This window comes from Marinobacterium zhoushanense (assembly GCF_014641945.1).
In the GTDB taxonomy this organism is placed as follows: Bacteria; Pseudomonadota; Gammaproteobacteria; order Pseudomonadales; family Balneatricaceae; genus Marinobacterium_D; species Marinobacterium_D zhoushanense.
In genome coordinates this window covers 354,610-377,195 of the sequence record NZ_BMIJ01000001.1, presented here as the reverse complement: position 1 = coordinate 377,195, position 22,586 = coordinate 354,610, and the positions used below count along the sequence as shown (strand labels likewise).

Annotated in this window: 20 protein-coding genes, 1 tRNA gene and 1 riboswitch; of the genes, 7 read left to right on the top strand and 14 right to left on the bottom strand. The window is 58.2% G+C overall.

Annotated elements, in window-relative coordinates; translation table 11 throughout:
- Positions 1-47 precede the first annotated feature (47 nt).
- On the top strand, positions 48-545 hold the full coding sequence (locus IEX40_RS01825) for a retropepsin-like aspartic protease family protein (protein WP_229680477.1): 498 nt from the start codon (positions 48-50) through the stop codon (positions 543-545).
- A gap of 235 nt (positions 546-780) precedes the next feature.
- Positions 781-1,335: a PRC-barrel domain-containing protein gene (locus IEX40_RS01820; RefSeq protein ID WP_188745394.1), complete on the top strand. Its 555-nt coding sequence runs from the start codon at positions 781-783 to the stop codon at positions 1,333-1,335.
- Positions 1,336-1,378: 43 nt separating this feature from the next.
- On the opposite strand, the gene IEX40_RS01815 is transcribed toward IEX40_RS01820, so the two are convergent.
- Genes IEX40_RS01815 through IEX40_RS01805 form a run of 3 tightly spaced genes read right to left on the bottom strand, consistent with a single transcriptional unit; the run spans position 1,379 to position 4,684 of the window.
- Positions 1,379-2,746, bottom strand: a complete 1,368-nt coding sequence (locus IEX40_RS01815) for a sigma 54-interacting transcriptional regulator (RefSeq protein ID WP_188745393.1) — start codon at positions 2,744-2,746, stop codon at positions 1,379-1,381.
- Complete coding sequence (locus IEX40_RS01810) at positions 2,743-3,243, bottom strand: hypothetical protein (RefSeq protein WP_188745392.1); 501 nt, start codon at positions 3,241-3,243, stop codon at positions 2,743-2,745. Before IEX40_RS01810 ends, IEX40_RS01815 begins: the two co-directional genes overlap by 4 nt.
- Complete coding sequence (locus IEX40_RS01805; RefSeq protein ID WP_188745391.1) at positions 3,236-4,684, bottom strand: sensor histidine kinase; 1,449 nt, start codon at positions 4,682-4,684, stop codon at positions 3,236-3,238. Before IEX40_RS01805 ends, IEX40_RS01810 begins: the two co-directional genes overlap by 8 nt.
- A gap of 377 nt (positions 4,685-5,061) precedes the next feature.
- On the opposite strand from IEX40_RS01805, the gene IEX40_RS01800 reads away from it, so the two are divergent.
- The gene (locus IEX40_RS01800) at positions 5,062-5,352 is read left to right on the top strand and encodes an EH domain-containing protein (protein WP_188745390.1); all 291 of its coding nucleotides are present in this window, start codon (positions 5,062-5,064) and stop codon (positions 5,350-5,352) included.
- A gap of 250 nt (positions 5,353-5,602) precedes the next feature.
- Here IEX40_RS01800 and IEX40_RS01795 read toward each other — a convergent pair whose 3' ends face one another.
- On the bottom strand, positions 5,603-6,922 hold the full coding sequence (locus IEX40_RS01795) for an alkaline phosphatase PhoX (RefSeq protein WP_188745389.1): 1,320 nt from the start codon (positions 6,920-6,922) through the stop codon (positions 5,603-5,605).
- 513 nt (positions 6,923-7,435) lie between these two features.
- Positions 7,436-7,510: riboswitch (cyclic di-GMP riboswitch) on the top strand.
- A gap of 142 nt (positions 7,511-7,652) precedes the next feature.
- Here IEX40_RS01795 and IEX40_RS01790 point away from each other — a divergent pair.
- Both IEX40_RS01790 and ggpS read left to right on the top strand, forming a co-directional pair.
- The gene (locus IEX40_RS01790) at positions 7,653-8,921 is read left to right on the top strand and encodes a response regulator (protein WP_188745388.1); all 1,269 of its coding nucleotides are present in this window, start codon (positions 7,653-7,655) and stop codon (positions 8,919-8,921) included.
- Positions 8,922-9,466: 545 nt separating this feature from the next.
- Positions 9,467-11,737, top strand: a complete 2,271-nt coding sequence (gene ggpS / locus IEX40_RS01785; RefSeq protein ID WP_188745387.1) for a glucosylglycerol-phosphate synthase — start codon at positions 9,467-9,469, stop codon at positions 11,735-11,737.
- 6 nt (positions 11,738-11,743) lie between these two features.
- On the opposite strand, the gene IEX40_RS01780 is transcribed toward ggpS, so the two are convergent.
- From IEX40_RS01780 to IEX40_RS01770, 3 genes are all read right to left on the bottom strand, one after another.
- On the bottom strand, positions 11,744-13,135 hold the full coding sequence (locus IEX40_RS01780; RefSeq protein ID WP_188745386.1) for a sensor histidine kinase: 1,392 nt from the start codon (positions 13,133-13,135) through the stop codon (positions 11,744-11,746).
- A 1-nt stretch (position 13,136) separates the two neighbouring features.
- Positions 13,137-13,805: a response regulator gene (locus tag IEX40_RS01775; protein ID WP_188745844.1), complete on the bottom strand. Its 669-nt coding sequence runs from the start codon at positions 13,803-13,805 to the stop codon at positions 13,137-13,139.
- Positions 13,806-13,880: 75 nt separating this feature from the next.
- Complete coding sequence (locus IEX40_RS01770; RefSeq protein ID WP_188745385.1) at positions 13,881-15,095, bottom strand: multidrug effflux MFS transporter; 1,215 nt, start codon at positions 15,093-15,095, stop codon at positions 13,881-13,883.
- Positions 15,096-15,389: 294 nt separating this feature from the next.
- Between IEX40_RS01770 and IEX40_RS01765 the strand changes: the two genes are divergently transcribed.
- Positions 15,390-16,034: a TetR/AcrR family transcriptional regulator gene (locus IEX40_RS01765; protein WP_188745384.1), complete on the top strand. Its 645-nt coding sequence runs from the start codon at positions 15,390-15,392 to the stop codon at positions 16,032-16,034.
- A gap of 263 nt (positions 16,035-16,297) precedes the next feature.
- Here the strand turns inward: IEX40_RS01765 and IEX40_RS01760 are convergent, their stop codons facing one another.
- From IEX40_RS01760 to IEX40_RS01740, 5 genes are read right to left on the bottom strand one after another with little or no spacing between them, the layout of a single operon-like run.
- Complete coding sequence (locus tag IEX40_RS01760; RefSeq protein WP_188745383.1) at positions 16,298-16,792, bottom strand: hydrogenase maturation protease; 495 nt, start codon at positions 16,790-16,792, stop codon at positions 16,298-16,300.
- Positions 16,789-18,111: a Ni/Fe hydrogenase subunit alpha gene (locus IEX40_RS01755; protein ID WP_188745382.1), complete on the bottom strand. Its 1,323-nt coding sequence runs from the start codon at positions 18,109-18,111 to the stop codon at positions 16,789-16,791. The genes IEX40_RS01760 and IEX40_RS01755 overlap by 4 nt, the downstream gene beginning before the upstream one ends.
- On the bottom strand, positions 18,104-18,916 hold the full coding sequence (locus IEX40_RS01750) for an NADH-quinone oxidoreductase subunit B family protein (RefSeq protein ID WP_188745381.1): 813 nt from the start codon (positions 18,914-18,916) through the stop codon (positions 18,104-18,106). The genes IEX40_RS01755 and IEX40_RS01750 overlap by 8 nt, the downstream gene beginning before the upstream one ends.
- On the bottom strand, positions 18,916-19,761 hold the full coding sequence (locus IEX40_RS01745; protein ID WP_188745380.1) for an FAD/NAD(P)-binding protein: 846 nt from the start codon (positions 19,759-19,761) through the stop codon (positions 18,916-18,918). The genes IEX40_RS01750 and IEX40_RS01745 overlap by 1 nt, the downstream gene beginning before the upstream one ends.
- Positions 19,758-20,870, bottom strand: a complete 1,113-nt coding sequence (locus tag IEX40_RS01740) for a 4Fe-4S dicluster domain-containing protein (protein WP_188745379.1) — start codon at positions 20,868-20,870, stop codon at positions 19,758-19,760. Before IEX40_RS01740 ends, IEX40_RS01745 begins: the two co-directional genes overlap by 4 nt.
- Before the next feature lie 212 nt (positions 20,871-21,082).
- Between IEX40_RS01740 and IEX40_RS01735 the strand changes: the two genes are divergently transcribed.
- Positions 21,083-21,158, top strand: a tRNA-Thr gene (locus IEX40_RS01735).
- A 166-nt stretch (positions 21,159-21,324) separates the two neighbouring features.
- Here IEX40_RS01735 and IEX40_RS22225 read toward each other — a convergent pair.
- Both IEX40_RS22225 and IEX40_RS01725 read right to left on the bottom strand, forming a co-directional pair.
- Positions 21,325-22,017 (bottom strand): 4'-phosphopantetheinyl transferase family protein, encoded by a 693-nt coding sequence (locus tag IEX40_RS22225; protein ID WP_373286469.1) that lies wholly within the window; start codon positions 22,015-22,017, stop codon positions 21,325-21,327.
- Positions 21,992-22,432 (bottom strand): excinuclease ATPase subunit, encoded by a 441-nt coding sequence (locus IEX40_RS01725; protein ID WP_188745377.1) that lies wholly within the window; start codon positions 22,430-22,432, stop codon positions 21,992-21,994. Before IEX40_RS01725 ends, IEX40_RS22225 begins: the two co-directional genes overlap by 26 nt.
- Positions 22,433-22,586: the final 154 nt, after the last annotated feature.

Below are 22,586 nucleotides of genomic sequence, written 5' to 3'. Positions count from 1 at the left end.
GCGTCAGCACCGCCGCGTTCACCCTGTTGTCAGATGAGTTGCCTGTCATGAGTTACCGATTAGCTGCTGCCCTTAGCGGGCTTTGTGTTCTCTCCCTAAGCCTGCCTGCGGTTTCCGCCGATACCGAGATGCACGTGCCGATGCAGGAGGGGAACGCCACTACCTACTATGTCCAGGCCTCCGTCGGCAGCCTGAGGAGCATGGACTTCATGGTCGATACCGGATCGGGTTATATGACCATCAATGAGGAGACCCTGGCCAGCCTGAAAGTGGATGGCCACGCGGTATACCAGCGCGATCTGATCGGTGTGCTGGCCAACGGCTCAGAGGTTCGTGTTCCCGTCTATCGATTATCGAGCCTCAAGGTCGGTGATTGCCGGCTGAACGATATCGAAGCGGCGGTCTTCCCCGGCACTACCCGGCAGATTCTTGGTCTGAGTGCGTTGAAGCATGTGGGTACCTTCACTTTCTCCTTCGATCCGCCGCAATTGGTGCTCAGCCGCTGTCCCCAAACCGACCTGCTTGCCGCAGAGCTGGAGCCCTGATCGGGATCGGTCGCCGGCAGACGACAGGATTCGATGCTGTTACCGGGGCGCCGGTAGAGTCACTCTAGCCAACCTTACTGCCAGGTTGGCTTTTTCGTTTTTAAAATCAAAGGATTAGGTTTTTTTGACAGGCGTGCATGGGGAGTTGGCTTGGAACTTGCGATTTGCTGATTACCCATCCGGTAGAACTGTTCCCCCCGGATGGCTTTAACTCATTCGCAATTGGGAGGTTCATATGAAAATGGAATATCGCCAGGTAGTGTTGGCAGCCGCAGTATCCGCACTGGTTTCGGCTCAGGTTTGGGCGGCAGAGGAGGCAGCCCCGTCATCGACCATGGACAAGGGGCAGAGCGAGACGGTGGTGGTAGAGGAGGCCTCCCCGGCGCCGATGCCTGAGACTAAGCCGCAGCTCAGTGATACGCAGACCACCTTCGCAACGCCCGAAGTGCTGATGCTGTACAACCAGAGCCCGAATGAACTGGTCGACCGGGAGGTTATCGGGGCCGATGGCGAAGCGTTGGGCTCCATCAGCGAGATCGTCGGTGGCCGGGTTAGCGGCCGGGTTTATGCGGTCATCTCGCGCGGTGGCATCCTCGGCTTCGGTGCTTCCGAGTATGCAGTGGAACTGGACGAGCTGAATATCGTCGATGATGCGCTGCACATGACCATCACCGGACCGGAACTGGAGATGCGCCGTGAATATGTCGCGGATCGTTATGTGCCGGTGACACCGGCAGATCATCCGATCAGTGAGTTTTCCGCATTCGAAGCGCTGCCGCAGCAGCAATAAGTTGTGTCGGGCCGCAGCGCCTGGCGTTGCCGGCCCGCGCTATTCAGACATCGTCGGTGCGTTTGAACATACCCGGTGTCAGATGATTTCTCTGCAATAACCGATAGAACTCGGTTCGGTTGCGCCCCGCCAGCCGAGCCGCTTCCGCCACCTGCCCATTGGTAATCTTCAACAGCTGTACCAGATAGTCCCGCTCGAACTGCTGTTTGGCTTCGACATAGGTCCGAATGCCGGTGGGTTTTTCGTGCAGCGCCCGCGCCACCAGGGTTGCCGGCACCAGAGCGGTGGTACAGAGCACGCAACACTGCTCAACCACATTCAGTAGCTGACGCACGTTGCCTGGCCAGTCATATCCGACCAGTCGCTCCAGTGCCTCCGGGGTAAAGTCCTGGGCGCGATGGGGATGCTTTTCACGCAGCTGGGTCAGGAAGTGGCGTGCCAGCAGTGGAATATCTTCCGGGCGCTGCCGCAACGGTGGCAGCGTCAAGGTCACCACATTGAGTCGATAGTAGAGATCCTCACGAAACTCCCCGGCGGCGATAGCGTTCTCCAGGTTGCGGTGAGTTGCCGATACGATACGCACATCGACCGGAATCGACTGGCTGGCGCCCACCGGGCGAATTTCGCGATCCTGCAGTACACGCAGCAGCTTGGCCTGCAGTGCCAGCGGCATATCGCCGATCTCGTCGAGGAATACGGTACCGCCCGAGCCGGTTTGGAACAGCCCCTTGTGGGCACTGGTGGCACCGGTAAAGGCGCCCTTGGCGTGGCCGAAGAGCTCCGATTCCAGCAGCTGCTCGGGAATCGCGGCACAGTTGATCGCCACCAGGGGTTTGTCGTGACGGGGACTGGCCAGATGAACGGCCCGTGCCAGTACCTCCTTGCCAGTTCCCGAGGGCCCTTGAATCAACACGCTGGCCTCGCTGCTGGCGACCAGCTGGGCTTCGGCCAGAAGTGCCTCCATGGTTGGGCTTGAGGTGATGATTCCGGCGCGCCAGGGGGCATCCGCATTGTCGGCGGGTGCGGATTCATCGCCCCCCGGGGTGTTCAACGCGCGCTCAAGCAGTTCCATCAGCTCTACGTCGTCGAACGGTTTGGTCAGGTAACCGAACAGTCCGCGCTGGGTCGCTTTGACCGCATCGGGGATGGTGCCGTGGGCGGTAAGCAGAATGACCGGCAGGGCAGGGTCCTGTTGATGGATCTGTTCAAACAGCTCCATGCCGTCCATCCCCTCCATGCGCAGATCGGTCAGAACGGCAGCCGGACGCGTCACGGCGATGCGGGCTAGCGCCTGTTCCGCGCTGCTCGCAGTTTCCACCTGATGGCCCGCGGCACGCAGGCGGATCGATAGCAGTTGCAGTAGGCTGGCATCGTCGTCGACCAGCAGTACGGTACGGCTGTTTGCGCTCATTCCGCTGTCTCCTGCTCCACTGTTGCCGGTTCCAGCTCCTCCTCCAGTCCCTTGAGCTGCTCGATCTTGTCGCGGTACTCGCGTGTTTCCCGCAGTTGCTGGCGCAGGCGCTGGGTCAGCAACAGGTGGCGTTGATAGAGTGTCAGCAGTTTCACCTGCTCCGGCTCCAGCGCCGGTTGCCGCTGCAGTTGATCGAGCAGCTGGCGCGCGCGCACCAGTTCGGTATCGCTGGCGCTGCTGCGGCCGAGAAGGCAGGCAAGCCTGAACTGCGCGGCAGGATTGTCACTGGACTGTTGCTGCTCCAGTTCGCTCTGGCGCTGACGTACCTGAGCTGGATTCAGACCATCGTTTGTCGCGACACAGTCGAGCATCTCATGCAATGACAGTGACTGCCTGAGCATGCCCTGGGTAAATACGCGGGGGGAGTTTTGCTCAGACCAGGTACAGCCCGCTAATGCACACAGAGCCAGTAGAAGGGGCATGTATCGTTTAGCCACGGTCGGCATTCTCCTGTGTAAGTGGCAGACTGATCTGGAAACAGGCGCCACTGGTCATTTCTGGTAACAGTCTCAATGTTCCCCCCTGCAGCTCGATGTGGGCTTTGGCGATGGCCAGTCCCAGGCCGCTGCTCTTCAGGGCGCCGCGGGGCTGAGGGGTTCCCTTGAAGAAGGGTTGGAACAGTTGGTCAATATGCTCCGGGGCGATCCCGGGCCCTTGATCGCAGACGACTATCTCGATTTGGCCCACCTGCTGGGTCGCCCGCAACTCGACGGTACCGTCTTGAGGGCTGAATTTAATCGCGTTACCGAGCAGGTTTTCCAGCGCGATCGACAGTCGGCCGCGGTCGGCGCGCAGGCGCAGGGCGGGAACGTCAATGCTCCAGTGCAACTGCTTGCTGCGGATGGCCAGGTCGAAGCGCGTGGCGACCTCGTCGACCAGTGTGCGCAGCTCGAACCAATCGGACTCCAGCCGGGGCTCGCTCAACGCCTCGTTGTAGCGTAACAGGTCTTCGATCCGCTGACGCAGCTCCCGTGTGCTGACGCGCATGATCTCGACCACCTCTTTCTGTTGCATGGTCAGTGGTCCGGTCACTTCGTCCCGCAGCAGCGCGACCGCTTCCATCAGGTTGGTCAGTGGAGTCTTCAGCTCATGCGACACCTCGCGAAAAAAACTCAGCTTGCGCGCCTCAAGCTCCTGCAGCCGGTTGCGTAGCCAATCCAGCTGCTCGCCAAGGTACACCAGGTCTCGCGGGCCGCGGATGGCGCTGGGGGTGTCCAGGTCATTCTGGCCCAGGCGACGAATGGTGGCGGCAAGCTGGGATACGGGGCGGCTGAGCAGCCAGGACAGGGTGCCGGATAACAGCAGGGAGAGCAGGATCATCGCGATTGCCAGGGTGATCATCGCGGCCTGGATACGGTCGGCGGTCTCGTTCATGCCGGTCACCTGGCCTTTAATCACCTGCGTTGAGGCATCACTCAACGCACTGGTCGCCGAATCCAGGCGGTCGAAATCTTCCCGGTAGGTCTCAAATACGCCGGTTGCAGGCGTTTGAATCAGGCGGTCGTACAGTGCCGCTTCCATCTCATGGAGGTCGGCAAGCTGGCGCTCCTGTTCAACCGTCCAGGGCATCGGCGCAAGCAGATCCAGCGTCTCCTGGAAACGCAGGTGGGCGCGCTCGAGACGCTGCTTCAACGCCGGATCCTCCAACACGAAATACTGACCGGCGGCGCGCTTGAGTGCCAGCTCCACCTCGCCGAGCTGGCGACTGGCTTGGGTAATCTCGGCACTGATGTTGACGGAGCGTCTGCCCTCCAGCGCCATCTGCTCGAGTGCATGGGTCATCACCAGGATACCGCCCAGCAATGGCAGTGCGACAACGACAAACCCAGCGAGCAAGAGCGCGGAGAACGAGGGCGAGAGTTTGAACTTCAGTCTCATGGGGTTGTGTTATCCATAACCTTAGGGTGCGTCACTGGGTGGTAATGAGTGATTGAGCTATCGGGCGGCTATCTAAGCCTAGCTTAGAGAGCGCAGGAGGGGCTATTGGTTCCCGCGCGCGAGCCTGTGGGAACAGGGAATCTCGGCGTCAAATGGCACCGTCGCTGCACGGCAACATGAAAATGTGTTTAATATCAATGGGTTAGTTTTTGGTCTCGGTTTGTGGTCGCCTGCAGGCGACAGATAGACCGTGTATATTCGGCGGATGGCGATGGGGTGGTTTGTATCATATTGATTATTAATAACTTTTATAAAGTGGCACAGAGCCTGCTCTTATACATCCTGCACACCCCATTAATTGACTACAGGAGGATGTCATGAAAAAACTGAGTCTTGCCGCTGTGATTGGTTTCTCTACTTCTATGCTGGTGTCCGGATTGGCACTGGCCGGAGATGCAAAGATGTCTCAGTTCGATGCGCTGGACCAGAACAAAGATGGCCAGTTGAGCGCAGAAGAGGTAAGCGTCAACGAGGAGTTGAGTGGAAAATGGTCCACTATCGATGCCGATGAAAACGGTACCATCGATCGCATCGAGTTCAGTGCGTTTGAGCCGGTGCCGGAACAGGCAACCGAGAAGGCGCCGACGGAAGAGGGTAGCGCAAACTGATCTAACGGGTAAAAGACTCCTCCTGGAGCGGGGGAGTTTCGTCGCTGGAAAAGTCGTTTCGGGACTGGCAGTGCGCTGAGTCGATGCAGTTGAAAGGCATCCGTAACAGGGTGGCCTTCAGCCGCGCGAGAGTTTGAAGGGGGCTCTCAAATCGGTTCAGTAATACGCTGCCAGACCCGGAATTGACACCCGCAGCTGTGGGTGTCGCTAAAGCCTGGTTCCGGTTAACGCCAGGCTTTCATCCGCTTTATCACTTGTTACCCTTGCTTACCTTGCGAATCGCCCAGGTGCCGTCGCCATCGTCGTGCTTCGAGTGCTGCACATTGACGAACAGGGTATCCGGATCCTGGCCGAAATAGATGCCAGTGCCCTCGGCGCCGTCGTCGGTCAGTGAGGCAAAGAGTTTGGTCCAGTCGGCCTTGCCGACATTCTTGTGGCTCGGCTGTGCGATCCAGATGTCGGATGGGACGTTATCCTCGACGATCACCAGTTTGCCGTCCGGGGTCTTGGCCAGGTTATCCGGGTTGTCGAAGCCGGTGACACCGCTGCTTTCCACCGCTACATTCTCGCCCGGCTTGACGAAGTCGCTGACCATCAGATTGTCCAGATCGACCGCCAGCACACGGCCGTCGTAGTTCTGCGAGCCGTCGCTGTAGGTACCTTCGGTAATGGCGGCGTACAGCGTGTTGCCGATCATCTGCAGGTCCTCCGGCCGGTTGTAACGGGCGCCTTGGACGGCAAGGCCAGAGCTGCGCGGATCCTGCGGATCGATGGGACCTGCCCATTCACCCTGGCCAGTGAACTCCTCATCGCTGCTGTCGACCTTCAGCACATAGAGCGCTCCGGAACTGAGATCACCGTAAGTATCGGGAACGAACTTGTAGATCCCACCGCCCAGCCCCTCGCGCTGACCACGGAACTCATCGACCACATAGACGTTGCCTTCACTGTCGATTTCGATCCCCTCATGGGCGAGGCGACCAACTTCGGGACGGTCGTAGATGGTAGCCTCGGTGGGAACGCCTTCGTTGTTATACTCGAACACCACTTCGAACAGGCGGCCGCCACTGGTTTCCTCCGCAAAGAGCAGGGTACCCCAGGGGGTCCAGCGAATTCCGTCCAGTGCCGTATAGCCGTCGTACCCTGCGGCTTCGGGATCGTCCGCTTTCTGTGCCAGCAGTATGTGCTGACCGGTTTTCAGATCAACCATGGACAGGGCACCACCGTCGGGATGTTCACGGGTTTCGTGGGTGCGGAACAGAAAGCGTCCGGCATGCGGGCCGTTTTCATTGACGGTGTTCATGTCGTGCCAGTCATCCTGGCCGTCGGCGTAGATATTCAGGCCGTCACCGCCCCACATGTCACCGCTTTCTCCGGATACCAGATACTGTTCAAAACCTTCCGGGATAAGCCAGGGGGCAGCCGGGTCGTTTTCGGCTCCGTAGGCAGATCCGCTGATTGGATTAAAGCCGAATGGACCGGTAGTGGAGTCGTTGCCCGCCAGGGCGGCGTTACTGCCGGCACCGAGAAGTGCCAATGTGATGCCCGCGCAGATCTGTTTCTTCAGCATGTATGATTCCTCGAAGCGTTGGGTCAGATGAGTGCCGTAGGGCCGAGATACAGCGGAACATCACTCTCAGCATTGCGCCGGAATCAGTATTGTGCGAGGAGTTTTCAGATAAAAAACAGTTCGGTTAAGCTGGTATGAAAGTTATATAAACAGCCAGATCGGGAGATAGCGACGTCCAGGTAATTATTATCGGATTTTGTCTGGTTTTAGTAACGAATTAAATTGCTGTCGATCTGGGGTGAAATAAGAGGCGCTAATTCGATCCGCATCACGCGATTTCACCAGCGACGCTAAACCGACTCACGTCTATAATAGAGCCGATGTGATTTTCCAGTGAGCTAGAATAAAGTGTCTCTCAATGGATACGTTAGCCTGGATTAATGCAAGTGTTGGTGTTTTTTTCTTGACATGAGAGGCTTGGCAGCTAACGATTGATGAAATAATCATCAATGCATAGACTATAGTTTTTGAAAGAGGGGCCGACACCCTCTCTTGTGCGTTGTAGAGATCCTTTCTCGATAATGGCAAACCCCGAGTAATCGGGCGACGCAAAGCTTCAGGTCCCTCTGGGATAGCTGGGCCATCGAAGGAGAGTGAGCTTGCAAGTCCACGACTTCTGAGGATCTTGAGTATGCCGTTTTACTAGGCGGCGCTCAGAACCCTAACCGCTCTGAGCGTCTTTTGAATATTGGTGTGGTGATCGACAGGCCACAAAAAAGACAGGCGCATTATGAACAGGGCAGATACCGGCGGTTCGCAGACAACCGCGCCTCTGAAAATCCTATTTATCGATCCGCATGCTGCATTCGTCACCTGGGGCAGCGGCCTCGTGCAGTACGGCTGCAACTGGCAGGTCGTGCGCACCGACGACGGACGCGCGGCAATCAAAATGTTGGAGGAAACCAACTTTGATGCCGTCATCGTGGCTGCGCTGACCAGTTTCGAACGGGAGCTCGGTATCCTGCGCCAAGTGGCTTCCACAAAGCCGAAAACGGCGCGGATTCTGCTGTCGCCGGCACTGAGTGCGGCTAACCTGGCCAAGGCACTCGATGTGGTGCATCGCAATATTTTTCAGGGCTGCAGTGTCGAGGAGATCGTGGCATCCGTCGAACAGACGGTAATGGTGACGCGGCAACTCTATCGGGACAAGGTGGTGCGCTCCTTCGCCGCATTCCGTCAACTGCCTTCCCCGCCGTCCATCTATCATGAACTCAGCCGTGCGCTGAACAGCGACCGCACGAGCACCCGCGATATCAGTGCTATTGTCGAGCGCGATCCGGCGCTGGCAGCACGCATCCTGCGACTGGTGAACTCGAGCTATTTTGCACTGAGCCGGCACATCTCCAACCTGAATGAGGCGATTACCCTGCTCGGCGTGCGTACCGTGCGCGGGCTTTCATTGGCGGGCCATCTGAATGCGCACTACCCGGAAGCATCCGCCTGGAAGGTGTTCTCGTTCGACATGATGAGTCAGCGGGCGCTTTGTGTGGCGCGCATGGCGCAGGAGATTTGTGGCCCGTACAGCAAGGGCCAGGCCTTGAAGGATCAGGCTTTTCTGGCCGGCTTGCTGCTCGATATCGGCATGCTGATGCTGGCGGCTGAGCAGGGGCAGGGCTATCTGAAGGTACTGAAATATGCCGCCCGCAAGCAGTTGCCGCTGCATGTGGTGGAACGGATGGCGTATGGCGTTACCCATGCGGAGCTTGGTGCCTACCTGCTCAATATGTGGAACCTGGCACCTCAGGTAGTTGAAGCGGTGCTGTTACACCACGAGCCGGATGAGGCGGTAGGCGATAGCTTTACACCTCTGAGTGCCGCGCATATTGCCGATGCGTTGCTGCCGTCGATAGCCAACGAGTTCGAGCTGGACCTGTCGGCTACGCTCAGCGACAGCTACGTCGAGCGAATCAGTGCCAAGCAGTACCTACCAAGCTGGAAGATGGTGGCAAACGGTTATCGCCTGCGCATGCGTGAATCGGAACGCGTACAAAGCGCCTGAAAGTCCCCGCTCTGAACCATCAGTATCGATCACCAGCGCCCGAGGGTTTGCCTGTACCCAATCGGGCGTTGGTGCATTATTTGCTTGTTACTGATCATGTGCACACGCTTCGTGTGTACCGGAGTAGTTAGGAGGCGTTGCCAACGGTTGTGGTTTTAACTGGGCTTCAGCGGAGCCGGTTGAGCCCGAACCGTGATGAAAGCGGTCGTACGGACTGATATTCCGTCGGCTGGCAATCATGTTATGTTTTTGTTTTTAAATAGGTATAAACTCAGAATCCCTGCACACATACTGGCTAAGCCGGTAGTACGCCCTAGATCCCATCCCCAGACTAAACGCCCCACCTGCCTCTCGTTTTCCCCTCTCATTATTCGATCTCAATCTATTGTGCGATCGCTGCACCGGAACTGTGCGCTCTACGACAAAGCGGTGCCCAAGCCGAAGCGTATTCCCGTGCAGATTCGGCCTGGAACGATAGTTCAGGCCGATCTCAGGTGCAGCCGGAAAAGCGCAGATATGAGTTCGCGACCACAGGAGCAATCTAAATGATTCTTGCGACCGACCTTGATGGTACCTTTCTGGGCGGCAGCCCTGAGAACCGATCCAGACTGTACCAACTGATCAACGCTCATCCTGGCATTCGACTGGTGTTTGTTACCGGACGCGGTCTTGAAGCGGTGATGCCGCTGCTATCGGATCCCAGCATTCCCGAGCCTGAATACATCATCTGCGATGTGGGAGCGACAGTGGTGGATGGCAGCAGTCTGCGACCGGTCTCGGAGCTGTTGGAGGAGATCGAGGAGCGCTGGCCCGGCGAGATCGCCATCGTCGAGGCGATGGCGCGATTCGAGCAGATCAGCCGTCAAGAGGTGCCTCAGGCCAGGCGTTGCTCCTGGTTCTGCGAGCCGCATGCGGTGACCGAAAAGCTTCACGCGGTCGCAGAGCAACTGGGTTGCGACCTGCTGTACTCTGCCGACTACTATCTGGACTTTCTGCCGCGAGGGACCAATAAAGGGGCGACACTGGCGCGCCTGATCGAGTTTATGGGTGAGTCTGTCGAGGATGTGTTGACCGCCGGTGATACGTTGAATGATCTGTCGATGCTGGATGGTCGCTTCAAGGGAGTGTGCGTGGGCGCATCGGAACCGGCGCTGCTTGAGTCGACACGCAGTAACGCCAGGATTCTGCATGCCGATGAGCCGGGCTGTGGCGGCATACTGGACGCGATGAGCCACTTCGGTTTCCTCGGTCCCCGTGGCGTGGCCCATGAAGGGCAGGAGAGTGCCAAACCCGGCACCTCCGATCTGGTGATGGTCTATCACCGTCTGCCCTACGAGGAGGTGCGCGAGCGCGGCAAGGTGCGCCGCCAGCCGCACAGCTCACCCAACGGCATCCTGCCCACCCTGCTGAGTTTCTTTGCCGATGGCACGCGCGGTGCCTGGATCGCCTGGAGTATCGATGACGGCACCGAGGAGCCGTTCGTGACCCATACCAGCGTGGACAATGCCGCCTATCCCAACCTGATCTGCTCGCGCGTCGCGCTGAGCAAGGAGGATGTGGATATCTTCTACAAGCGCTTCTCCAAAGAGGCGTTCTGGCCGATGCTGCACACCTTTTGGGAGCGGGCTGAGTTCCGTGAGGAGCATTGGGGTGTGTTCTGCGAGGTCAACCGCAAGTTCGCCGAAAAAGCGGCGGAGGAGGCGGCCCAGGGGGCGCTGGTCTGGATCCATGATTACAATCTGTGGATGGTGCCGGCCTACCTGCGTGAACGCCGTCCCGATCTGCGTATCGCGTTTTTTCATCACACCCACTTCCCATCCGCCGATATCTTCAATGTGGTGCCTTGGCGCCGTGAGATCGTAGGCAGTCTGCTGCAGTGCGACTACGTCGGCTTTCATATCCCGCGTCAGGTGGAGAACTTTGTCGATGTGGTGCGCGGCGTGGTGCCGTTTCAGGTGCAAGAGCGGCAGAACTGCGCGCCACGCTTTTTGACTTACGGCTGTGCCGCCGGCCTTGGAGAGATGACCACGGAGATCGAGACTGATCAGCGTACTATCCGCCTCGGCGCCAACCCCGTGGGGCTGGATATCGACCGTATGAAACAGGCTCTGGAGTCGCGTGCGGCGCAGAAACAGTCGCGCCTGCTGCAGGAGGAGCTGGGCGACGACAGCCGGGTGATCCTGTCGGTGGAGCGGCTCGATTACACCAAGGGGGTGTTGCAGAAACTGGTAGCCTACGAGCAGTTGCTCGAACAGCATCCCGAGCTGCACAACGATGTCACGCTGGTCATTATCTGTGTACCGGCGGCGCGGGAGATCAAGGTCTATCGTGACCTGATAGCCGACATCGAACAGGCGGTGGGCAGGATCAATGGCCGCTTCGCTCAGGTGGGATGGACACCGGTACGCTACTACTATCGGGGTTTCCCGCTGCAGCAGCTGGTCAGCTTCTACCAGCGTGCCGACGTGATGTGGATTACCCCCCTGCGCGACGGGCTTAATCTGGTGGCCAAGGAGTTCGTGGCGATCCAGGGACTAAGCCACCGCATGGGACGGCTGGTGCTGTCCGAATTCACCGGTGCCGCGGCGGAGCTGCATGGCGCACTGCTGACCAACCCCCACGATACCAAGGATCTGGTAGAACGCTGTTACCAGGCGCTGGTGATGGCGCCCAATGAAGCGTCCACCCGTATGCGTGAGCTGTTCGATATTGTCAGCTACTACGATATACGCCGTTGGGGCGAGGAGTTTGTCGCCAACGCCCGTTATCAAAGTGCTCCTGAGCCGGTCGCCGGTGCGCTGCTGGAACTGGCCTGAGTCGCGTCAGGCGTCGGGACTGGCCTTAGCGGCGACCATCGCGCCCGGGCAGGTCAGTTCCGCGCACAGCCCATGAGGCCCCAGCTGGGAGTCGCTGAGGCTGACCCGGTAACCGGTGCGTTCGCAGATCTCCTGCACGATCGACAGGCCGATGCCACAGCCGTCGCTGCCTTGGCCGGCGGCACGATAGAAGCGGTCGAAGACTCGCTTCTTCTGCTCGGCGTCCAGTCCGGGGCCGGTATCACTGATCCGGACTCGCAGGTCCGCTTTCTGCCGGTCGATCTCGATCTGCACACGTCCGCCATCCGGCGTGTAGCGCAGTGCGTTGTCGAGAAGGTTGCGCAGCAGAATGTCGATGCAGTCAGGGGTGACGCGCGCGTGGACAGGCTCTGCGGGCAATAAACTGACGTCGAGTTTGCGGTTGCGGATCATGCGGCGCTGGTCCTGCAGCAGGCCATGAATGCCGGCATGGATGTCGATCAGTTCGAAATTGTCCCGTCGCTCGCCGCTTTCCAGCCGACTCAGTGTCAGCAACTGGTTGACCATGTGGCTGAGCCGGTCCACGCCATTGATGATCTGCTGCTGGCTGACCAGGTTTTCGGTATCGGTCAGCAGCAGGTTCTGCGCCTGGATACGGATAGCGGCGAGCGGGGTGCGCAGCTCATGTGCCGCGTTGCTGGTAAACCGCTTCTGCTGCTGTAACGACCGTTCCAGGGCTTTCATCAGCCGGTTGATCGAGTAGACGACTCCGGCGATCTCGTTCGGTGCTGAGCTGATATCGATCGGGTCCAGGTATTCGGCGTTGCGCTTGTACAGTTCACTGGATACCTGGCGCAGTGGGCGTAACCCGCGCCGCACGATCAGCCAGATCATCAACCAGAGTAGCGGCACAATGAGCAAAAGTGGCTGAATGTTGTGCTTGTTGATCTCTTCGGCGATCTCCTCGCGGATCTCCATGTCCTGACCGACCTTGATCCATAACCCGCTGTCGGAGTGCAGGGTGAAGGTTCGCCAGCGTTGTTCGTGCTCGTAGCCATAGCCGACTTTAGCGGCCCAGCTCAGAGGAGCGCTGTCGCTGCTATTGCCGAGCAGTGGACGGCCGCTGTTATCCCATATCTGGAAGGCGAGCTTTTTCTCATAGCGATGGCCCAGGTCACTGCGTTCGGTGGGTTGTGTCGCGACCTGTTCCGGCAGGTGGATGTTCAGCGCCGTATCATCCTCATCCTGGCTGATAAACAGGGATTCGAGCACCCTGGCTGCCTGGGCCAGTTCCGCATCGTAAACCTCTTCGGTCTCGTGGAGGATGTCCATATAGCTCAACAGGTAGCCGGCTCCCAATAACAGGGTCGTAGCCAGGGTCAGGCCAACTATCAGGTATTGGGCGATGGAGCGCTTCACGTCAGGCGTTCTCCGGTATTACCAGGCGGTAACCTATGCCCCGCACAGTGCCGATCAGCTCTCGACCGAGTTTGCGCCGCAGGTGGTGCACGTGGACCTCGATGGTATTGCTTTCGATCTCCTCATCCCAACGGTAGAGGTGATCGATAATCGTTTCACGACTGAATACCCGGCCGGGGCTGGATGCCAGCAGCGTCAGCAATTGATACTCATGGCGATTGAGGGCTACCTCCTGGCCGCGCAGCTCTACGCGGTGGTGGCTGGGGATGATCTCGAGTTCGCCGAGTTGAATGGTCGGTGTGGCGATACCGCTGCTACGGCGTACCAGCGCGCGCAGGCGAGCCATCAATTCGTCGATATCGAAAGGTTTGGCCAGGAAGTCGTCGGCGCCGGTATCGAGTCCGCGAACGCGCTCGCTGATACCGTCGCGGGCGGTCAGAATCAACACCGGCAGCTGGTGACCATTGCCGCGCAGGCGCTTGAGCAGCTCAATGCCATCAAGATCCGGCAGGCCGAGATCAAGCACTAACGCATCGAAGTCTGAGCTGCGAAGTGCGCCTAAGGCCTCTGCTGCGTTGGTAACCCATTCCGCCGGGATTCGGTGTTGCTTCATCGCGCTATGCAGTCCCTGACCGAGCAGGGGGTCGTCTTCAACGAGGAGTACCTTCATCACCTTACGCATCCATGGAGGGATGGCTCAGTCTAACCCCTTTTACTTAAAGAAGTCTTAATACCCGTTTTCCCGTTATTGCGCAGTCTGCGGTTGGGGGCCCATCTGCAGCAACAGACGTATGGTCGGTGCCAGCAGCGCGCAAGCGAACATCACCAACGTCATCGGCAGCGGCGTACCGTCGTAGAGCAGACCGACCAGGGAGCCGGAGAGTGCGCCGAAAGCGAAGCCGCAGGCGCCCATCAACGCCGTGGCAGTGGCACTGTTGGTGGGGAACAGGTCGGTCATGCCTGCCATTGAGTTGGCACTGACCAGACCGTGGCAGCCGAAAAACAGCATAACCAAGGGGACGAATACCAGTATCTGCAGTTCGCCACCGTAGTAGGCATAGCCGAACAGCAGCGCCCCGGTGACGATCTGGATCAGCTGACCGGCCAGCAGCAGTGTGCGGGGCGCATGGTTGGCAAGCAGGCGGATGTTGATCTTGTTCAGCAGCAGCAAGGCAAAGACGTTGGCGCCGAAGGCGAGCGGATAGGTCGACTCGCTGAGTCCGAAATAGCCCATGTAGGCCGACGGCGAACCGGTGATGAACGCGAACAGGCTGCCATAGCCAAAACAGGCGGAGAACAGGTAACCAAGCGCATGACGGTTACGCATGACCATCCAGTAGCGGCGAATGGCGTTGGGTCGACTGCTCTGCAACTTGCGTGTTTCCGGCAGCGCCCGATAGATGACTGCGCCGAGGAGGCAGCCGTAGATCAGCAATAGAATGAAGATCATCTGCCAGTTGAAGGTCTGCAGCACAAAACTGCCCAACACGGGCGCCAGTAGCGGTGCCATCATCAGGATCATTGCCATGCGTGACAGGGTGCGTGCACTCTCTCGTCCGCTGTGCAGGTCGCGCACGATAGCCGGTGTATTGACCACGGTGATGCCACCTCCAAGTGCCTGCACGACGCGGAATCCCCAGAGCCATTCGATCGACGACGTGAAGGTGATTGCCAGTGAACCAAGGATGAACAGGCTCAGGCCAAGAAAAATGCCGGTGCGGCGGCCGAAGTGGTCAGAGAACGGGCCGCCGACCAGCTGGCCGATGGAAAATCCGGCAAGAAAGAAGCTGATCGAAAGCTCCACGTCGGTTATCGTACGACCCAGTTCCAGGGCCATGGTTGGCATCGCCGGCAGGTAGGCATCGGTGGCCAGCGGCGCAAGGGCGGTCAAGGCCGCGAGAATGAACACGAATCCGGGAATGGCAAGACCTACGTCATTGCTGAGCACTTTGGATTCCATATAAGGTGTTGCTCCTTCAGAACTCGCAAACGTGTATGCGAGCCGACAGATTGGTAACGGCCGGGTATTGGCACTGGACGCTCTCCATAAGCCTGTCTTCGTCCGCGGTTCGCTATTGAACGAACTGACGAGTGCAGGCCGAAGTAGACGCTGACTAAAAAGTTGGAGAGGGCGAAAGAATATAGTGTAATATACATTACATTATCGAGGCGGGTCCACTGATATTCCAGAGGACTCCATGACTGATCGCCGGTGTGGCGATTTAATCCCGATCGAGGAGTGGGCGGAGTAGAGATGAGTCATTCGCTGCAGCAAGAGTGCTCGGATAAAGGGCTAACCGCAAAGGGGCTTGAGCGCCGACGGCGGATCCTCGATGCCGCGAAGGAGGTGTTTCTTGAGCAGGGGTTTGAGAATGCCAGCATAAGCGACATCATGAAGCGCGCCGGCGGATCGATGAGTACCCTTTACCGCTGTTTCGGCAACAAGCTGGGCCTGTTTGAGGCGATGATGGAACAGTCCTGCGACGACCTCTTTGCCAGTTTCGATCAGGACCGGATTTGGAGTGATGATCCCGAATCAACGCTGTACAGCTTTGGCCAACGCTTCATCGAGATGGTCAGTCGCCCGCAAGCGGTCGCCATGTATCGTCTGGTACTCTCTGCCAATAGTGCGGAGCGTGAGCAGATCCAGGCCCTGTTCTATAACGCGGGACCCGATCGCATACGCAAGTTGCTGACGGTGTACCTGGAGCGGCAGAATGCCGAGGGGCGAATGAATATTGGCTGCTGTACGGTGGCTGCAGGGCAGTTTGTCGAGATGATCAAACAGCCCTGGCATCTTAAAGCGTTATTGGATATACCCTACGATCCCGCGCTGCCCGAGCAGAGTTTGCGCCAGGGGGTCGATATCTTTCTGAAGGGGACTCTGCGTAGCGCATAAAAAAGGCCGGCGTGGCGGGAATGCCTGGTCGCCGGCCTGGGAAGAAAACGTCGTTAATTGGAGTCTACCAGTTCTGCGCGGGTGGTTGAACTCTGCGTAAAAATTACTCATCTGTATACCCATGTAGCTGCATATTTTTCAATCGTATTTCAGCGCAATCCGATTAGAATACGCGCCATCCGTACCCCCTCTACAGATCGTTTCCGGTACTGATCTGGCTTGGCAGGCCCTCCTGGCCTTTGCCGATAGTGTTGCCGTATTAATTACCCCTGAGAGTTAGCATCAGCATGATCCATACCGTCTATCAGGCGCTGGTAAAGGCGTTCCACCAGTCCGTTAACGCCTGCGTCAACCGCAGGACTCAGCTGCTCGCTGAGAGTATCCGCCGAGTTGATCGTCAGGCAGTGGAGTTCGATGCGCTGAGGCAGCATGCCAAGCCGCTCTGCCAGGCGCAGGGTATCGGCCAAGCCGAAACCGTGTGAGCCCGACGCTCTATCGTCTGACTGCATAAGCAGTTCAAGCCCCGGTTGAAGATAGCGGCCGGGGGTGTCTTTGCTTAGCAGCGCATCCACCAGCCAGCATACCTCAGCCCTATCCAGATACTCGATCAGACCTGCGCCGGGGCGGTCGAGAGCCCAGAGGTCGCAGTTCGCCTCATCTGGCAGTTTTGCCTTCAAGCGAGCGATCACCTCCCAGCCCAGCCGGTCATCGCCGGCGGGGGAGCCAACACCGATAATCAGCAGCCGGGCAGAGCTCAACGGCGCCGCTCCAGATCGAGGGTGAGGAAATGGGTCGCGCAGGAGATGCAGGGGTCGTAGTTGCGGATCACCTTTTCGCAGTGCAAGCGCAACTCTTCGTCACTGTGATCCAGTCCGAAACTTTGCAGCGACCGCTGCAGATCCTGTTCGATTCTGGCCTGGTTCTGGCTCGTCGGTGGCACGATGCGGGCGCTCTTGATCAGCCCCTCCGTGTCTGTTTCATAGCGGTGCCAGAGTAATCCACGCGGGGCTTCGGTGGCACCGAAGCCGATACCGGCGCGGGGCGTGACTGGATCGAAGGGGTGCGCCGTTGGCTCATAGGTCGAGGTGAGTTCAAGCGCGTCGTGGATCGCCAGCTCAATCTCCACGGCACGGGCCAGCATACTGTGGAACATATTGCGGCTGGGGAAGCCGATGCCGGTGCTCTCCAGGTTGGTGCGAATCCGCTTAGGCAACCGGTCCAGGTTCAGATTGAGTCGTGCCAGCGGACCGACCAGATAGGGCTTGCCCGCGTACAGTGACCAGAGTGCCGTCGAATGAGGCGTGTGCTCTTCGCGGAAGTGGCTATCCCACTGGGCGGCATCGATCGCCAGACCGTCCGAGCTGACCAATGCTCCGCGATAAAACGGATACTCGGTGTCCGCTCTGAGCGCGACGCTTATGAAGTCATCCTCATCCTCGGGCAGCGGCAGCAGAGCGCACCAGCGGGTCAATTCAGCGGCGTACTCCTGCGCTTCCTGGAGACGTGTATGCAGCGTCGAGATCTCGGCCGGCGCAGGGGCGTGGTGAAAACCGCCGACGCAGGCGCCGACCGGGTGTACCGAGCGGCCACCAAACAGGCGGATGATCGAGTTGCCCAGTGCCTGCAGGGCGAGTCCGCGCTGGACAGCCTCCGGGTGCTTTGCCGCCATGCCGATGGCGCTGTCGAAGCCGAGGTAATCGGGCAGGGCGAGCAGGTGGATATGCAGGGCGTGGCTCTGCAACCACTCGCCGCAGTAGAACAGACGGCGCATCCGTGCGACCCAGGACGAAGGGGTATGACCGAACGCCTGCTCCAGCGCCTGCACCGCCGTCATCTGGTAAGCCACCGGGCATATGCCGCAGATACGGGCAACGATATCCGGTACCTCTTGGTATTCACGTCCTTCGAGAAACTTTTCGAAATAGCGTGGTGGCTCGAATATGGACAGCTGCAGCTGCTTGATCTGGTTGCCGTCGATTGCCAGCTTCAGCGATCCCTCACCTTCGACGCGGGTCAGTGCCGGGACATCGATCCTGATGCGGCGGGAAGTGGGCTGATCCTGATGTGAGTCAGTCATGGCTCTCCCCTCCAGTGTCGCTGCTGCGGGCAATCAGTCCAGCATCGTGAAAGGCGGGCGCTGCGCTGTTGATCAACAGAAACCGCCGGGCGATCGCACCCGGCAGCAATCCCAGTCCGGCAAAGCGTCCACTGAGGCTGGCGGTATTGGGGTTGTCCGCCGGACCGTAGCAGCCGTAGCAGTCGCGGCCGAAGCTTGGGCAAAGTGCGCCGCAGCCGGTACGCGTCACCGGGCCAAGGCAGGGCTTGTCTTCGGTGACCATGACACAGACCCGTTGCTGGCGTTTACACTCCAGGCAGACCTTGTCCCGGTCATCGATCGGGGGTACGCCAAACAGCAGTGAATTGACGGCGGCGAGCAGCTGGCGGCTGTTGATCGGACAGCCCCAGAGTTCGAAGTCCACCCGCACCTCGTCGGCGATGGGACGGGCGTGGTTCAGCGTCTTGATAAATTCAGGCTTGGCGTAGATCGCATCGCGCCACTGCTCGTGCTGGTTATCCAGATTGCGTAGTGCCTGCAATCCACCCGCTGTGGCGCAGGCGCCGATGGTGATCATATAACGGCTGGATTCGCGCACCTTGTGGATACGCTCGATCTCGTCCTGTGTCGACAGGCTACCCTCGACAAACGCTATATCGACCTTGGCTTCCGGGTCGTCGAGACCTGCCTCGAGAAAATGCATGATCTCAACCCGTTTGGTCAGCTCCAGCAGGTCGCCGCCCAGATTCAAGAAGGCAAGTTGGCAGCCATCGCAGGAACTGAACTTATGTACCGCTATGCGGGGTCTTTTCTCCAGGTTGATCATCAAAACCCCCGTGTGCCGAGCAGTTCGCGAACCGCCGGATAGTTGAACACCGGGCCATCCTTGCACACAAAGGCGGCGCCGAACTGGCAGTGGCCGCAATGGCCGATAGCACACTGCATGTTGCGCTCCATGCTGAGCCAGATCTGCTCCGGCCGGAGCCCCAATTCGATCAGCCGCTCGGCCGAGGCGCGCATCATCGGCTCGGGTCCACAGAGCATGGCCAGAGAGCGCTCCGTATCCAGATGCAGCTGGTCGAGCAGTCCCGTTACCATGCCGGTGTGCCAGCGCCAGGAGGCATTCGCCTGATCGGCGGCCAGCAATACCTGGGTGTCGGGCTGTTTCGCCCAGTGCTCGTATTGATCGCGCCAGATCAGGTCGTCGGCGTGTTTGACCCCCTGTACCACCGAGATCCGCCCATAGCGACTGCGCTGGCGCATCAGTTCATGTACCACGGATACAGCCGGTGCGCAGCCCAGCCCGCCGGTGATGATATGCACATCCTTGCCCTGGGCCTGGTTCAATGGCCAGCCCCGTCCGTAGGGCCCTCGTACGCCTAGCTTCGCTCCGGGTTCCAGCTTGACCAGAGCGCGAGTCACCCGACCCACTGCGCGGATGGTGTGGTCCAGTAGCAGGGTTTGGTCGAGAAAGCTCTGCGGGCCCGATTTAATTGAGATGGGAACCTCACCCACGCCGTACAGATAGAGCATATTGAACTGGCCCGGCGCACAGTAGAAGCGGTGGCGGGCATCCGGGTCGGTGAGCCTTAGACGTAGTGTAACGATGCTGGGCGTCTCCTGGATCCGTTCCACCACCTCCGCTTCCAATGGAAGATAGGGGTTGATCATGCCGAATCCCCCGTGCCGTCTTTACAAATGATGGCGAGCTCCTCGGTAGGATCGATACCGACCGGACACCAACTGATACAGCGGCCGCAACCCACACAACCGCTGCGACCGTATTGCTCATGCCAGCTACCGAATTTGTGTGTCAGCCATTGACGATAGCGGCTGGCAGTCTCCTTGCGCAGCGTAATGCCGTGGATATAGCTATGTCCCGGCGAGAAACAGGAGTCCCATTGACGCTCGTGGGTCGTGCTCTGGCCGGAGATGGACGGTACCTCGTTTTCGCTGTGGCAGAAGCAGGTGGGACAGACCTGGGTACAGTTACCGCAGCTCAAACAGCGCTCGGCAACGGCCTCCCACTGTGGATGATTGAGGTTGCCGAACAGAAGCGTCTGCAGGTCTCCCTGGGGTAGCTGGCACTGTTGTGATTCAGCCGCTTGGCGTGTCTCGCTGCGGGCAGCGGCGAACAGCGCGGCATCGCCCGGTTCCAGCGGAAGCCGGTGCAGCAGCATCTCACCGGCCAGGCTGCCGGCGGTGACAAAGTAGCCAAGGTCTGTTTCATACAGGGACAGATCATAGCCCGATTGGGCTTCCGGACCATCGCCAGTGCTGTGGCAGAAACAGGTGGCCGCGGAGTGGGTGCAATGCACGGCGATCAGCAGCAGGCGTTTACGCCGTGCAGCGTAGTAAGGGTCGGGGAAAGTGCTCTGAAAGTGCTGATCCTGCAGCGCCAATGCAGCCAGATCGCAGGCGCGTACACCCAGTACTGCGACCGGTTCGGTTTCGGTCGGCGCTTGGTAAAATTTCAGACTGCCATCGCTTTTTAGCTCGCCATACCAGAGCTCCTCACGGGGCGCGAAGGTCAGGGGTTTGATCGCCTGGGGGCCGTTAGCCCAAGCAAAATTGCGCGGTGAGTCGGTATCCTGTAGTCGGTAACGACCGTTGGACTGCTCCTGCGCGATGCCCTTGGGCAGCTGTTTCACACTGTCCAGCGTCTCGTACAGAATCGCGCCATCGCGTACTTGGGGGGCGACACAGCGGAAGCCGTCATCGATCAGTGTATCGATCAACGACTGTAAGCGCTCAATCGGAAGAAAATCGGGTGTTTCCATTACGCCTTCTCCCACCTTTCTTATTATGACCGGCCGTTTAGGCCTTGCTGTCCACAACCATGAGAACTCGGCAGCGAATCCCTATAAAGTAGAAGGATAATGGCGGCGGCTCAAGCGGTTCCTGTTGTGTCCTTGTCACTACTCTTGTCGCTGGAGAGGGGCGTTGCTACTATCCAGCGCATTCGAGGCTATCCTTGCAGATATCCCGGTAGGCCGTTGTAGCTCAGTCGGTAGAGCAGCTCACTCGTAATGAGCAGGTCGGAGGTTCGATTCCTCTCAACGGCACCAGCCAGTATTAAATTTTAATTTCCTGCCTTGGAGAGCGAAAAAGCGGTTGCTGGGCATATGCATTTACCGAGGCCGCTGGCCAGTTGGCGTTGCCACCTGACTTGCGTACGGTAGTCCGGTAAGTCCGCTTTCGCGCTAAAAGTTTTGATAACTTGAAAGGGCTACCCTAGTCGAGCTCTACTGGGGACTCTATCAGTTTTGTTGGACAGTCAGTTCTTTCGCTGAGTATCGCTACTCGGTAATCATCAATTACATTTTCAATTAGATGCCAGGGGGAACTGTTTCCCAGAATGGCCTGGTATGAGATCGATGATAATGAGGTCTGTGCCTGCTCATGGAGGGGTAGGGCTTTATACAGAGCTTCCTTCGCACACCAGAGTTTATAAAAGTAATCCGCTCTCTGAATTTCCCCCTTTGGTAATTGGCGAAGCTCATTCTCATTCATAAAAAGCTCGGCGAGTTTTTGCAGGTCTCTTCTCACCTTCATAAACTCGACATCAACTCCTACTCTCGTTGTGCTTAACGCAAAGCAGATAAACTCCCGGCTGTGACTCAGACTGATATGGTGAGGCGTATCGAGGTTATGAATAACCGGTTTGCTATGGGGCCGCTCTTCAATATTCCAATATGTAGTTGGCCGCTGGTAAAGCCGAGTCAAAGCAGTGCATATTAGCAACCGGCTATAAAGGTACTGCTTTTTCCGCTTGGTAGAATTGAGAGAGTGATAAAACTCTTGTTGTCTCTGGGGAAGTAGGGGGAGCTTCGTTTCAGGAGCGTGTAGAGCGGAATCACCGGTTCTGGTATACCAGAACCGGATGGTTGAGGAGTTTTGCTTACTTGGCAAGCTTAACCACTTCACCGGTCAGGGCGACGCCAGCCATAATTGCCCCGGCATGGCATTCATATTGAGTATTGTGGCTGACTTTGTTTTTCTTATAGTAGCTCGCGATGTTTATGACGGCATTTCCACCTTCCGCCTTAACTCGATCCTGAAGCGAGATTAAAGCGGATAAAAGCACCCACTGACATGCTTCCTCGTCGCTTTTGTTAAAAGCGTTAGTCTTTTTATTGGTTGAGAAATTACCAAAGGTCTTATTGACTTTGGGGTGCTTTTGGCTGCCGAAGTAGAAGTCGATGTTCGGGTCCAGGCGCTCTTTAAAATCAGCCGATGCCATTGCTGCTTCGATGGATAACATGTGCTTGGTATCACGGCTGAAGGCCTGAGGTGACACGGCAATAAGAAACAATGATAGGCAGATAGCGATGAGTTTCACATTCTTCTCCTTGTGCTGGCAGATCCATAGGTGTCGCCGATTATAGGCAGAGTCAGATTGCCGATCAATCGGCTTGCTATTTGCATCATGGATACGAGCAGGTAGAATCCGCTTGTCACTCAATAGGGACAATGTTGACAAGAACAGCTAGGAT

Coding starts and splice junctions, on each gene's coding strand:
- IEX40_RS01815 (WP_188745393.1), bottom strand. CDS start 2,746: ATGAGCGCAAACAGCCGTACCGTACTGCTGGTCGACGACGATGCCAGC.
- IEX40_RS01775 (WP_188745844.1), bottom strand. CDS start 13,805: ATGAAGGTACTCCTCGTTGAAGACGACCCCCTGCTCGGTCAGGGACTG.
- IEX40_RS01770 (WP_188745385.1), bottom strand. CDS start 15,095: ATGGAATCCAAAGTGCTCAGCAATGACGTAGGTCTTGCCATTCCCGGA.
- IEX40_RS01755 (WP_188745382.1), bottom strand. CDS start 18,111: ATGACTGACTCACATCAGGATCAGCCCACTTCCCGCCGCATCAGGATC.
- IEX40_RS01820 (WP_188745394.1), top strand. CDS start 781: ATGAAAATGGAATATCGCCAGGTAGTGTTGGCAGCCGCAGTATCCGCA.
- IEX40_RS01790 (WP_188745388.1), top strand. CDS start 7,653: ATGAACAGGGCAGATACCGGCGGTTCGCAGACAACCGCGCCTCTGAAA.
- IEX40_RS01745 (WP_188745380.1), bottom strand. CDS start 19,761: ATGATCAACCCCTATCTTCCATTGGAAGCGGAGGTGGTGGAACGGATC.
- IEX40_RS01825 (WP_229680477.1), top strand. CDS start 48: ATGAGTTACCGATTAGCTGCTGCCCTTAGCGGGCTTTGTGTTCTCTCC.
- ggpS (WP_188745387.1), top strand. CDS start 9,467: ATGATTCTTGCGACCGACCTTGATGGTACCTTTCTGGGCGGCAGCCCT.
- IEX40_RS01740 (WP_188745379.1), bottom strand. CDS start 20,870: ATGGAAACACCCGATTTTCTTCCGATTGAGCGCTTACAGTCGTTGATC.
- IEX40_RS01765 (WP_188745384.1), top strand. CDS start 15,390: ATGAGTCATTCGCTGCAGCAAGAGTGCTCGGATAAAGGGCTAACCGCA.
- IEX40_RS01795 (WP_188745389.1), bottom strand. CDS start 6,922: ATGCTGAAGAAACAGATCTGCGCGGGCATCACATTGGCACTTCTCGGT.
- IEX40_RS01800 (WP_188745390.1), top strand. CDS start 5,062: ATGAAAAAACTGAGTCTTGCCGCTGTGATTGGTTTCTCTACTTCTATG.
- IEX40_RS01805 (WP_188745391.1), bottom strand. CDS start 4,684: ATGAGACTGAAGTTCAAACTCTCGCCCTCGTTCTCCGCGCTCTTGCTC.
- IEX40_RS01750 (WP_188745381.1), bottom strand. CDS start 18,916: ATGATCAACCTGGAGAAAAGACCCCGCATAGCGGTACATAAGTTCAGT.